Origin of the sequence: Marinovum sp. 2_MG-2023 (assembly GCF_030548265.1) — a bacterium.
GTDB lineage: Bacteria > Pseudomonadota > Alphaproteobacteria > Rhodobacterales > Rhodobacteraceae > Marinovum.
Genome location: NZ_JAUOSD010000021.1, coordinates 25,106 through 37,957, shown reverse-complemented (window position 1 = coordinate 37,957; position 12,852 = coordinate 25,106). Strand labels below are relative to the sequence as shown.

11 protein-coding genes are annotated in these 12,852 nt (G+C 57.5%); 7 read left to right on the top strand and 4 right to left on the bottom strand.

The genetic code is table 11. From position 1 onward, the window contains the following. Positions 1–126: 126 nt before the first annotated feature. Positions 127–1,824 (top strand): M10 family metallopeptidase C-terminal domain-containing protein, encoded by a 1,698-nt coding sequence (locus Q4577_RS18990; RefSeq protein ID WP_303471857.1) that lies wholly within the window; start codon positions 127–129, stop codon positions 1,822–1,824. A 91-nt stretch (positions 1,825–1,915) separates the two neighbouring features. On the opposite strand, the gene Q4577_RS18985 is transcribed toward Q4577_RS18990, so the two are convergent. From Q4577_RS18985 to Q4577_RS18975, 3 genes are all read right to left on the bottom strand, one after another. Continuing rightward, positions 1,916–4,498 (bottom strand): calcium-binding protein, encoded by a 2,583-nt coding sequence (locus Q4577_RS18985; protein WP_303471854.1) that lies wholly within the window; start codon positions 4,496–4,498, stop codon positions 1,916–1,918. Positions 4,499–4,670: 172 nt separating this feature from the next. Further along, complete coding sequence (locus Q4577_RS18980) at positions 4,671–5,324, bottom strand: ABC transporter ATP-binding protein (RefSeq protein ID WP_303471852.1); 654 nt, start codon at positions 5,322–5,324, stop codon at positions 4,671–4,673. A gap of 4 nt (positions 5,325–5,328) precedes the next feature. After that, positions 5,329–6,369: a sugar transporter gene (locus Q4577_RS18975; protein ID WP_303471850.1), complete on the bottom strand. Its 1,041-nt coding sequence runs from the start codon at positions 6,367–6,369 to the stop codon at positions 5,329–5,331. A gap of 396 nt (positions 6,370–6,765) precedes the next feature. Here Q4577_RS18975 and Q4577_RS18970 point away from each other — a divergent pair, with 396 nt between their 5' ends. Further along, positions 6,766–7,584 (top strand): ABC transporter permease, encoded by an 819-nt coding sequence (locus Q4577_RS18970; protein WP_303471848.1) that lies wholly within the window; start codon positions 6,766–6,768, stop codon positions 7,582–7,584. Between the two features lie 12 nt (positions 7,585–7,596). Here Q4577_RS18970 and Q4577_RS18965 read toward each other — a convergent pair whose 3' ends face one another. Beyond that, the gene (locus Q4577_RS18965; RefSeq protein WP_303471846.1) at positions 7,597–8,583 is read right to left on the bottom strand and encodes a glycosyltransferase; all 987 of its coding nucleotides are present in this window, start codon (positions 8,581–8,583) and stop codon (positions 7,597–7,599) included. Positions 8,584–8,733: 150 nt separating this feature from the next. Between Q4577_RS18965 and rfbC the strand changes: the two genes are divergently transcribed. From rfbC to rfbA, 5 genes are all read left to right on the top strand, one after another. Continuing rightward, complete coding sequence (gene rfbC, locus Q4577_RS18960) at positions 8,734–9,279, top strand: dTDP-4-dehydrorhamnose 3,5-epimerase (protein WP_303471844.1); 546 nt, start codon at positions 8,734–8,736, stop codon at positions 9,277–9,279. Between the two features lie 436 nt (positions 9,280–9,715). Beyond that, a complete protein-coding gene (rfbB, locus tag Q4577_RS18955) occupies positions 9,716–10,768 on the top strand; it encodes a dTDP-glucose 4,6-dehydratase (protein WP_303471842.1) in 1,053 nt (350 codons plus the stop codon). Next, positions 10,765–11,088 carry a hypothetical protein gene (locus Q4577_RS18950; RefSeq protein WP_303471839.1) on the top strand — a complete coding sequence of 108 codons (324 nt, stop codon included), beginning with the start codon at positions 10,765–10,767 and terminating at the stop codon, positions 11,086–11,088. Before rfbB ends, Q4577_RS18950 begins: the two co-directional genes overlap by 4 nt. Continuing rightward, a complete protein-coding gene (rfbD, locus tag Q4577_RS18945) occupies positions 11,085–11,927 on the top strand; it encodes a dTDP-4-dehydrorhamnose reductase (protein WP_303471837.1) in 843 nt (280 codons plus the stop codon). Before Q4577_RS18950 ends, rfbD begins: the two co-directional genes overlap by 4 nt. Further along, a complete protein-coding gene (gene rfbA, locus Q4577_RS18940) occupies positions 11,924–12,799 on the top strand; it encodes a glucose-1-phosphate thymidylyltransferase RfbA (RefSeq protein ID WP_303471835.1) in 876 nt (291 codons plus the stop codon). Before rfbD ends, rfbA begins: the two co-directional genes overlap by 4 nt. Positions 12,800–12,852 lie beyond the last annotated feature (53 nt).

Below are 12,852 nucleotides of genomic sequence, written 5' to 3'. Positions count from 1 at the left end.
TGCCTTAGCCCCCCTGCCCGGATTGAAAACTAGTTGCAGCGCAGGGCGAACGCCCTAAAGCTGGTCGAGCCCCGGCCTACGAGCCCCGCCACAAGGACCGCTCGGCCCCGAATAGAGAGTAATAATATGGCGCCCGTCGGCACACTTGATGAGCTTGCAAACTTCCTGACCGATGATTTTTGGTACGGCGGCCGACATGCTTTTGCCACAACCCCGGCAGACAACCAGATCTCGGTCAACCTGACGGCCCTGAACGCCGAGTCCAAGAAATTGGCCCGCTGGGCTTTTGAAGCTTGGGAAATGGTGGCCGATATCGACTTTGTCGAAGTAAGCTCCGGAGGTGAGCTCGTTTTTGATGACGCGCCTGCAGGTGCTTATTCAACAACGGACATATTGGGCAACACGACTACAAGCGCTTTTGTAAACGTTCCCGCCAACTGGGTTGCAACCTATGGGGCCAGTATCGACAGCTATGCCTTTTCCACCTATGTGCATGAAATCGGTCATGCGCTGGGGCTGGGGCATCTTGGGTTTTATGACGGCAACGCTGTGTACGGAAGCAGCGAAACATTTGCCAACGATAGCTGGCAAGTCTCGATCATGTCCTATTTTGATCAAGGCGCGAATACATATGTCAACGCCTCCTACGCCAATCTTCTGACTCCGATGATCGCAGATGTGTTGGCAATTCAAACGCTTTATGGCGCGCCGGATGCCAGCTCGGCCACTGCGGGCAATACAACCTGGGGGGCAAACACGACATTGACCGGGTATCTGGGTGGCTTTTTCGACCTGCTCGCCAGCGGCGGCTCGAACCCTGGCCTGTATTCCGGTGCCCCCGTCGCCCTGACAATTTATGACCGCGGCGGCAACGATACCCTGGATTTGTCTTTTAATAGCACAAATGACCACATTGATCTGCGTTCAGGAAGTTTTTCAAACATCAGTGGCCTGATCGGCAATCTTGGCATCGCCCGAGGCACCATCCTCGAAAATGCGATTGGGGGCCGCGGCAATAACACAATCATTGGCAATGCGGCTGACAATTCACTGATCGGCAATAACGGTGCGGACACATTGTTTGGCAATAACGGCGCTGACACCCTTCGCGGGGGGGGCCAGGCAGACAGTATTGTTGGCGGGTCCGGGGCGGATATTGTTTTTGGCGGCAATGGCGCAGATACCGTGCGCCTGGGGGATGGCGATGATCTCTTTAACGACAATGCCCAAAGCGATGTCTATGGCAGCGATCTGATTTTTGGCGGCCGCGGCCTTGATACAATCAATGCAGGCGGCGGCAATGACACATTGAATGGCGGCGGCGGCAGCGATGTGTTGCGCGGCGGCAGCCAAAACGACCTGTTGCGCGGCGGCAACCAAAATGATCTGCTGATTGGCAACGGGGGCAATGACACAATTGTCGGCGGACAAGGTAGCGACGAAGCCCGCATGGGCGACGGAGGCGATCTTTTCCGCGACACATCACAGGTCCAGTTCGGCAACGACGTTGTGTTTGGCGGGCGGGGCAATGACCAGATCGAGCTGGCCGGAGGAAATGACACTGCAAGCGGCGGCGACGGCGCGGATAGCTTTGTCTTCGCCCAAGCCATCAATCACGATGTCATCACCGATTATGAGGTCGGGTCAGATGTACTTGTCTTTGATCCCGCGCTCTGGGGCGGTGGCTTGAGCGAACAGGATGTGATTGATCAGGCGCAAGTGCAAAACGGCAATCTGGTTTTTACCTTTTCAGCGGATCACTCACTCACGTTGGAAGGGATTACCAGCAAGGTGGGGTTGGTCGATGACCTCAGCTTTGCCTGACGCGTTAGATCTGTGATTTCAGGCGGCGCTGTTTCAGGCCGTCTTGGGGCGTCGGTTCGGCGATGCCGGTTTAGCCCAACATGCGATCACCTCAGAACAAGTCGATATCCTGCGCCAGTCCGGCCAGGCTGTTGACCCCTTCAAGGCGGATTTCATCAGCCCCGAAGTCAAGTATCACCGACCCATCCTGAAGAACCCTGCCAAACTGTGACACCACCTGCGCGGGGCTGAGTGTCCCCGTCCACAGCGCATCGTCCAGCCGGAGCCGATCGACGGCACCGTTAAAATCGGTGATCCGATCCTTGCCGAACCCGGGAGCAAAGACAAACACATCCCCCCCGCGCCCCCCTTCCAACAAATCGTTCCCCGCCCCGCCGGTCAATTGGTCGCTTCCGCTCCCGGCCCGCAGCGTATCCGCGCCATTACCGCCAAAAAGTTGATCCATACCGTCGCCGCCAATAAGCACATCGTTCTGGCCTCCACCCGCCAGGATGTCAGCCCCCCCCGCGCCCTCAAGCCGATCTGCGCCGTTACCACCGCGCAGGGTATCGGCACCGCTGCCCCCTACCAGCGTGTCAGCCCCCGCCTGCCCCGAAAGGTGATCGTTACCACGCTCACCAAAAAGAAAATCAGCGCCGGTTCCGCCTTCGAGCACATCCCGTCCAAGACCGCCGCGCAACGTATCGGTGCCACCATTGCCAAACAGCGTGTCGTTCCCGCCGCCGCCAAACAACCGGTCGGTGCCGGTTTCGCCAAAGAGCCGGTCCCCCCCCGCCCCGCCCCAAAGCGTGTCGTTCCCGCTGCCGCCCCGGATCACATCACTATCCAGCTCCCCATAAAACAGATCATTGCCGCCACCGCCGCGGATCGTGTCTTCACCGGCGCCACCATAAACCGTGTCCCGCCCATAAAGCCCGCCCTGTGCGTTATCTTCAAAAACATCATTTCCCGTTCCCAGAGCCACGAAGTCGTTCCCGTTTCCGCCCAAAACCGTATCATCACCTGACTCGCCAAAAAGCCGGTCAGCCTGTCCACCGCCAATCAGACGGTCATCGCCACCGCCGCCATTCAGCGTGTCCTCGCCCGCATAGCCCACCAGACTGTCCGCGCCCCAACTTCCGGCCAATGTGTTGGCATGGACCGTTCCGGTCACAATCGTGTCGATGACAAGAGGTGGGCGATCAGGCCCAAGCGCCACCGCCGCAAGCACCTGCTCCTGGCTGAGGCTGGTGCCATTGTGGCTGACAATCTGCAGCACTTCACCACGCCATTCCACCCGCGCGCCCGTGCCGGTACTTCTGATCGTCAACTCGGACGGGTCATAAAACATCCGGTAATGCGACAGGTCGAGGCGGTCCTGATTGGGATTAAAGTCGGTGATACGGTCGGTTTCCCCGTCCCAGGCCAACACAAACAGATCAGCCCCTGCCCCACCTGACAGCCGATCCGCACCTTTGCCATCCCACAGGATGTCGTCCCCGCCACCGCCCGACAGGGTATCATCGCCACCATTCCCGCTGATCACATCATGTCCGGCCCCGCCCGTCACCTGCCCGCCGCCCGACGGGGCCACAAAGGTTTCGCTGCGCCCCAGTAACGACACTGTCAGCTGCGTCAGCCCGGCAGTCTGATGTGAGGTGGTAAATATCTGAATCTCATCGCCGACTTGATACGCCGCCAACCCGGACAGCGAAGAAAGCGACGCTTCGTCATTGGCAGATAGGCTTTCCAGATAGACCAACCGCCCGCCCGGCATCAGAGAAAACAGGCTGATGCCATCATCAGCCCCCGCCGCCAGCACAAAGACCTGATCCCCCGATTGCACGACCGCAAGGCTATGCGCACCGGCGAACCGGGTGCTAAGACTATCCAATATATGATCGGTCGGTTCCAGGCTGCCATCGGCCGCAATCTGCATAACGCTGATCGCGCCGGCCTGTCCGGTCCCAGAGGCAGACGTGATCAGCACATAGGTCCTGCCGTGGGCCTGCACCACGTCAAGCCCGGTTGGCGCATCGAGGATTCCCAACCCCTGACCAGATCCCAGCGTCGCCGCATACCGCAGGGCTCCACTGGGGTTGGCAACAAAACTTGTGACCGCATCCCCCCCCTGACACAGGACCAGAAAATACTCGGTACTGCCCATCGACACAGTTTCAAGTGCAACCGCATTGCTGACGCCATGAGACCGCATATTCAACTGGGCATTCTGTTGCCATTGACCATTCGCCGCCTGCTGCAACCCATAGATCATGGCACCATCGCCACCGGCGACATAGGCTTGCCCCATTGTGGTCTGAGCCATCCCCGCCAGAGACAAGGCAGCACTTCCGGCGCTTTGGGTCTCGACCGTCGACACCAAATCGCCCTGCCCCGTCACGGTATACCCATACACCACCCCCGCCACGGCACCATATTCCAACACCAAACCGTCACGCGTGTTAATGACATCCAATACCGAGCCGGCCACGCTGGCCTGCCCTGAAGTGAAATACTGACTGTCGGTTGCTCTTGCAGTCTGGTCTTCGCGCAGCAGATAAGAACTGAGACCGCCAGTTGCGCCCGACGTTGTCATCAGCACGATGTTGTCCTCAACTTGCGTAATCACAAGATCGCGGATTCCAACCGTCAGAGACGTCTCGGCCCGCCCGATTCCCCCGCGCACATCAAACATTTCACACACCCTCTATCGCCCTAGAGGTGTTGCTAGGTTCAGGATGTGCAGCGAATGGGTTCGCAATTACGCCAAACTCGGGGCGCTTCAGGCAGGTTTTAATTGATTATAAAGAAAATTATTCGAGTGACTGTGCTCTTCGGGGACACATTCGCCCCATATCTGCGCAGCCTCAGGCCATCAGTTTTTGGTGCAGGGCAATGGCTTCGTCGAGGTCGTCAAAATAGGTGACCTGTCCGTGGTCCAGAACGATGCCGGCGTTACAAAACCCCCGGACCTGAGACATTTCATGGCTGACCATGATGGCGCTAGATTGCTTCATCCGCTCCAGAAACACGGCTTTTGCCTTGCGCTTGAACTGGGCATCGCCCACCGCCGTCACTTCATCAACCAGATAAGTATCAAAATGAATTCCCATCGACGTGCCAAAGACCAGCCGCCCCCGCATACCCGCTGAATAGCTGCGGATCGGCATATGAAAATGGGCCCCCAGCTCGGCGAAATCTTCGACAAAAGCCACAAGCCCGTCGGTGTCCACGCCGTATACCCGGGCAACGAAACGCACGTTCTGCGCGCCCGTCAATTCGCGGTGAAAGGACGCGCCGAAACCGACCGGCCAAGAAATCGTACCATCGCTCAGAATCTGTCCGCTGTCAGGGTGCAGGGTGCCTGCGATCAGTTGCAAAAGCGTCGACTTCCCAGCCCCGTTGCGCCCCAGAAGTGCCAAGGATTTCCCCGACGGCAAGGTGCCGCTCAGATTATCAATGACAACCTTGCGATGGCCATTGATCCGGAAACTCTTGGTCAGGTTCTCAAAACGGATCACCCGGTCACCTGCGATCACGAAGACTGTAATAGACCAGGGCGACAACACCCCAAGCCATAAACAGGAACAACCCAGTCAAAGAGATAATCAAGATACTTTGCGGATATTGCGCGGTCTCTGCCCGTGTCGGGGAAATATAGGTGGCCAGATACCGGCTCTGGCGCGACGCATTATCGCGGGCCACATCCAGCGCCGCCAAGGCCGCGCGATAGGTTTCCTCGGCAAATTCCCGATCCACTGTCAGGCTTTCGTATTCCGCAATCAGCGCGGGATAATCATCCACCGGTCCCCCGGAGGTTGATCCGTCGTTATTTGCCGTCAGATTCTGACGTTCTTCGGCGATGCGCTCACGGATGGCTTGAATGCGCCGCAGCGCTTGGGTGACCCTGGGGTCGCCGCCACGTGCAGATTCCTGAAGGAGATCGTATTCGATCAGCGATTCTGCAAGTTGCTGTTGCAGATTATTCAAAACGCCCATGCGGCCCTGGATATCGGATGCCGGATCCACAATCTGGGTCCGGGTCCGGAACTGTGTCAGCGCCTCGCGAGCGTCCTTGAGACGCGTCAACGCTTCATCAAGATCCGCCAGCGCATACCGCATCGCGTCTTCACGTGCGACCTCATTGAGGCCATTGATCATTGTCTGGCTCTCGCGAACAATTGCCCGTGATACAGATTGCGCCATATCTGGGTCGAACGCCAGAACCTGAAGCTCGATCAGACCAGTTCCCTGGTTGTAGGACACGCGCACAACCCGTGACCAAAACCACACCAGATCCTCGATCCCCGCATCCGGCCAAAGTGAGAAAGCCGGATCCACATCCCAATGCGAGGAATAATGGCCAGACAGGTCAAGTTCATTGTCGATCCGTTGAACAATTTCCTGGCTCTGAATAAATTCAAACAGGATATCCGCATCCGCCGACGAAGATCCCCCAGCGAAGCTGGCCAGCCCCCCCAGCAGGTCGCTGGCACTGCCACTTTCCTCCTGACGAACGGTGAAGCCGGTAGTGGACGCATATTGATCCTCGGCAATTGTGACCATGTAAAAAACCACAAACGCCAGCGGCGCAAAAACAAACAGAAAAAGGCCCGCGATCAACCCCCAATGGCGGCGCTTTACCCGGGCGGGCTCGGCAACAGGGCGAATTTCAATGACTGGTGGCGGGCCTGCGGGACCACCCGGACGTTTTTGGTTGCCGGGCCGCTTGTTTCCACCTTGGTTGGCCGGTTTCCCTTGGCCTGCGTTCGGGTTTTTCTGCGCGTTCGGAGCATTTTTTAAGGGCCGGTCTTGTGGACTACCCGCCCCGTCCGCGACCTCTGTCCGGGATTTCTCGTCAGGCAATGGTCTTCCCCAAGATAAACAATGTGCTTACTATTCTCTTTGTTCTCTTTCCGACATAACTTGCGTACAGCGCAAAGAAAAGAGAACACACGAGAGATGACAGAGAACCACTTTGTTCCAGATGCCTTGCGGCCTGTCAATCGTGGCAACGGTCGCTTTACCGCGAGCCGAACCATCGTCGCCCTGATGCTACGAGAGATGTCAACGCGTTACGGAGATTCCCCGGGGGGGTATCTGTGGACCCTTCTGGAACCAGTGGGCGCGATTATCGTGCTCAGCCTTGCGTTTTCACTGATCGTGATTGCGCCGCCCCTCGGCAACAGTTTCCCGTTGTTTTACGCAACCGGCTTCCTGCCCTTCACCTTCTATCAATCGTTGTCCCTGGCAGTGGCCAGCATCATCGGATTTTCAAGGCCTCTGCTAATGTATCCGCGGGTGACTTGGATGGATGCTCTTTTGGCCCGATTATTGTTAAACACGCTCACAAGCGTCATGGTCGCCTTCATCATCATATCCGGGATTTTCGCGATCGAAGACACCCCGGGTGTTCTCCGGCTAGGGCACATTCTTTTGGCGATCTTCGAACTTATTCTGCTCTCCGTCGGCATCGGCGCTATGAACTGTGTCATATCCGGGCTGTATCCGGTCTGGTCCCAGATTTGGGGCATTGCGAGCCGACCGCTCTTTCTCGCATCCGGGGTTTTCTTTATCTACGACTCTATGGCTCCCGTGGCGCAGAAGGTCCTGTGGTATAATCCGCTGATGCATATTTCGGGCACCATCCGAAGTGGGTTCTACATCAATTACGAACCCCAGTATATCAGCCACACGTATGTCATCGGGGTCGGACTTGTGCTGCTCTCCTTTGGTTTGCTCCTTATGGGTCGGTTTCATCGCGATATCCTCAACCGATAATCGACAGCGCTGTCACTTTTGGTTCTCGCCGCTCCAGCCCTGCACCCGTGCATGGTCAACATCGGTTCGGCGCAAAAGCCCATCCAGGACAGCCCGCCCCATAAGCTTTAGAAAGGCGCCTCTCTGGCCCGAATGGTGACGCACTTTACTGATCCATTTCGGAACAATCAGCACCAGCACCGGCAAGAACATCCAGCCGGACGCCAACCTGTAGAGCATCAACAGATTGCGGTGATAATAATACACTTTCCACAACGGCCGGAAACGCCCTCGTTGCCCTTCAAAGGTCGAGCAATTGTGTTCAAACCGCACCCCCGGTTCAAAGCCAATGCTGCCCCCCCGGCGGGTCAGTTCCAGCGTATAAAGCCCGTCATCACCGTAAAGGAACAACCCCGGATCAGGGTAACCCACTTTTTTCACCCCAGCGCGCGAGATGAAAAACCCCACAAACGAGCTGACATCAACAGCGCGCGCCTGCGCGGACGCGTAGTCTTCGGGTCGAAGATGAAACCCGCCGCGCCCGCCGCGCAGGGTGCGCAGGAATTCTGGCAGATGCCAGAACGGGTTGCGCGCCGGGCGGTTCATGTCACAGATTTCCCCTGACGGCAGATAGACAGCCGAGGCCACGCCGTCCCATTGGCTGAGATCCAACGCATGAAACGCCGCCAATGCGCCGGGTTCGGGGCGCGCGTCGTCATCCATGACCACCATCCAATCAGGATCGAACCGGTCCGTCGCCAGCCGCATGCCAATATCAAAACCGCCTGCCCCACCGCCATTTGTTTCGCAACGATGCACGCAAAGACGCGGATTTTCCTGTCCGGCCAACCAATCCGCCGTGCCATCCGTCGAGGCATTGTCGACAATTACGACAGCCTGCAAATGTGTGTCACACGCCTCAAGCAATCGCGGTATTGTATCTTTCAATTCGGCCAACCGATTGTAGGTCACCACCACCGCCACCAGCCGCCTTGCTCCCGCCATCTGATCTTTAGTCACGTTGCGCACTGCCCCCCAATCTGCCTGCTTGTCTATGGCGCAAAGGTCACAATTGTGCAGTGCTGTCAAACTCTGGCCCAAATCACCAGATATCCGGCAACTCGCATATGGCGAGTACCCCGCCATACCGAGCTAAAAAAGGCAAACACGATGCAGATCGAAGAAACCTCTCTTGCAGGCGTAACCCTCCTGACGCCGGCGCGTTTCGGCGACGCGCGCGGCTTTTTCAGCGAGAGCTGGAACCGGGCGCGCATGAAAGAGGCTGGTCTGGACTTTGATTTTGTGCAGGATAATCATTCATTTTCTCAACATCCCGGCACAATTCGCGGCCTGCATTTTCAATCCCCCCCTCATGCTCAGGACAAGCTGGTTCGCTGTGGTCGTGGGCGGTTGTTTGATGTGGCGGTCGACATTCGCCAGAGCAGCCCCACATATGGACATTGGACCGGCCATGAACTGAGCTTTGAAAACGGCTGCCAGCTGTTGATCCCCAAAGGGTTTCTGCACGGATTTCTGACGCTGGAGCCTGATACAGAGATCATTTACAAATGCTCTGACTATTATGCACCGGAATGTGATGGCGCGGTCGCTTGGGACAGTTGCGGTATCGATTGGGGAAACACCGCGCCACCACTGCTGAGCGAAAAGGATGCAGGCGCACCGGCGCTTGCCGATTTTGACAGCCCGTTTGCCTGAGCTCATGCCCACTATGGGACGGTATATCAAGCGGGCAGGTGTTGCCCCTGTCCGCTGTAACTTATTTGATCCGAACCCCGGGTTTGACGAGCATAAAATCCTGGATCGCCAGCCAACCAGCCTCACCGCTAACGGTGGTATACACCACGCCCAACTCACCCTCGGCAGTGGTGTTGATAGAGCTAATAGCATGCTCGGAAAAATACCGTGCAGTGCCATCTTTCAAAGTACACTTAATCATTTGTATTACCTTTTTAATGCCTTCATGGCGGCAACCTATCTTGCCAGAGACTCTTACGTCAACGACACTGTCCTACGAAATCTGGCGACCCCATATCCAATCAGCTTTAGTGAGAGTCAGTCGATTAAAATTTGGACATCCGTTCTGCAGTCGAGGGACTGTCATTATCCGGGCTGACATCAAGGGAATATAGACATGAAACTTCTCATTACTGGCGGGGCCGGATTTATCGGGTCAGCGGTTGTGCGGCTGGCAATTTCACGCGGTCATGAGGTGATCAATCTTGATGCGCTGACCTATGCGGCCTGTCTTGAAAACGTTGAAACGGTCTCAACCGATCCCAAGTATTGCTTTGTACAGGCCGATATCCGCGACCGCGCGATGCTTGATACAGTGTTTGAAACACATCGCCCGGATGCCGTCATGCATCTGGCGGCTGAAAGCCATGTGGACCGTTCAATTGACGGGCCGGGGGATTTTATCGACACCAACATCACCGGCACCTACAACGTGCTGGAAGCAGCGCGCAAATATTGGACCGAAGCAGGCAGGCCTCCGGGCTTTCGCCTCCATCACATCTCAACGGACGAGGTCTATGGCTCGCTCCCGGCCGATCCAGAAGCACTGTTTTCCGAAGAGACCGCTTATGATCCGCGCTCGCCCTATTCCGCCTCCAAAGCCGCGTCTGATCATCTGGTACAGGCCTGGTATCACACGTATGGCCTGCCTGTGGTCATGACCAATTGCTCCAACAATTACGGCCCCTATCATTTCCCCGAAAAGCTGATCCCGGTGGTGATCCTCAAGGCACTGGCCGATGCGCCGTTGCCGATCTATGGCAATGGCTCCAACATCCGTGACTGGCTATATGTCGAGGATCATGCCGAAGCGCTGCTGTTGGCGGTCACAAAAGGTGTGGTTGGGCGCAGCTATAATATCGGCGGCGGCAATGAGCGCACCAATCTGGATCTGGTGAAAACCCTCTGTGATATTCTGAACGAGCTGCGCCCGCGCGCCGATGGCAAAAGCTATGCGGACCAAATCTGCTTTGTTCCCGACCGCCCCGGCCATGATGCGCGCTATGCCATTGATGCCAGCCGCATCCGCGACGAACTTGGCTGGCGTCCCTCCGTGACCGTCGAAACCGGGTTGCGCAAAACCGTGGCATGGTATCTGGAGAACGAAAGCTGGTGGCGCGCCCTACAAGACCGCGACGGGGTCGGGCATCGGCTGGGAATGCAGGCATGAACATTCCCATGGCAGGCCACAGGGTACTTGGCGACCGCGCCGAGGGCCATGACAATCACTTCAACCTGCTGCGCATGATCGCTGCGACCGGTGTGTTGGCGGCGCTATGTGTGTCCCTGCACGTCTGGCCTTATGGCGACAGCACCTATGCCCATATTGGCCTGCCCTTTGCCTTTGGCGCGGCGCTCTATCTGTGGCGTCAGGTGATCCCATTGTCGCCGCTGCTGCTGCTCGTTCTGGCAGGGGCCGCGAGGTATCTGGTGGAACGCCCGGCCCAAAAGCTGCGCAGCGTGACACCCATCAAGAGGGTTGCGTCATGAACGTTCTGGTCTTTGGCAAAACCGGGCAGGTGGCGCGGGAATTACAACGACAGAGCAATGTGACAGCCTTAAGCCGCGCGCAGGCTGACCTGTCTGACCCCTCTGCCTGTGCTGCTGCAATCCAGCATTATCATCCCCACGCGGTGATCAATGCCGCCGCTTACACAGCCGTTGACACCGCCGAAACCGACGAGGCACAGGCGACACGCATCAATGGTGACGCCCCCGGCGCCATGGCACGCGCCTGTCGGGATCTGAATATCCCGCTTGTGCATATCTCGACCGATTACGTCTTTGACGGCACTGGTGATACGCCTTGGAAACCAACCGACCCCACGGCCCCGCAGAATGCCTATGGCCGCTCGAAACATGCCGGCGAACAGGCGATCCGCGCCAGCGGTTGCGCTCATGTCATCCTGCGCACAAGTTGGGTGTTTTCGGCACATGGCAACAATTTCGTCAAGACCATGCTGCGCCTGTCCCAAAGCCGTGATGCGCTGTCAGTGGTGAATGATCAGATTGGCGGACCAACTCCGGCGGATGGCATTGCCATGAGCTGCCTCTCGCTGGTTCAAGCGCTCCAAAGCGGGCAGGGCGGGGGCACCTATCATTACGCCGGCCAGCCCTCCACCAGCTGGGAATGTTTCGCGCGCGAAACATTTTTGCTGGCCAACCGGGCGGTCACCGTAAGCGGCATCCCCACTAGGGACTATCCCACCCCGGCCCAAAGACCGTTGAATTCGCGACTGGATTGCACCGATCTGACCCGCGACTTTGGCATCACCCCACCGGATTGGCGCGCCGCGCTGGCACAAGTCATCAAGGAATTGACCCCATGACAAAACGCAAAGGTATTCTTCTGGCTGGCGGCTCTGGCACACGGCTTTATCCAATCACAATCGGCGTGTCCAAACAGCTTCTGCCGGTCTATGATAAACCGATGATCTATTACCCGCTGTCGGTTCTGATGCTGGCCGGAATCCGCGAAATCGCGGTGATCACCACCCCTCAGGATCAAGACCAGTTCAAACGTACGCTGGGGGATGGCCGCCAATGGGGTGTCAACTTCACCTATATCGAACAACCCTCACCGGACGGGCTTGCACAAGCTTATATTCTGGCAGAAGCGTTCCTCGAGGGGGCCCCCTCGGCGATGGTGCTGGGGGATAATATCTATTTTGGTCACGGACTACCCGAGCAACTGGCCGCAGCAGATAAGCGAGAAGCGGGGGGGACTGTGTTTGGCTACCGCGTGGCCGACCCCGAACGCTATGGCGTGGTGGATTTCGCGCCGGACGGCACCGTGCGCCACATTGTCGAAAAACCCATCAAAGCACCGTCTCCGTATGCCGTGACCGGGCTTTACTTTCTGGATGGCAGTGCCCCGGAGCGCGCCCGGACAGTGGTTCCGTCGCACCGAGGCGAGCTTGAGATCACCTCACTCCTGGAAATGTACCTCGCGGATGGTGCGCTGAATGTGGAGCTGATGGGGCGGGGGTATGCCTGGCTTGATACCGGCACCCATGGCTCGCTACTGGATGCGGGAAATTTCGTACGTACCTTGTCCGAACGTCAGGGCCAGCAAGTCGGCAGTCCCGAGGAAATCGCCTGGGGGCAAGGCTGGATCAGTGATGATATTCTAAGCGCCCGCGCCAAAGAATTCGGCAAAAACGAGTATGGGGCATATCTTAAGCGACTGCTCGACACGTGACCCGTTCCGCGGCCCGTGGCGGATTGACCTGCCACGGGCCGCGGTGCAAGTAA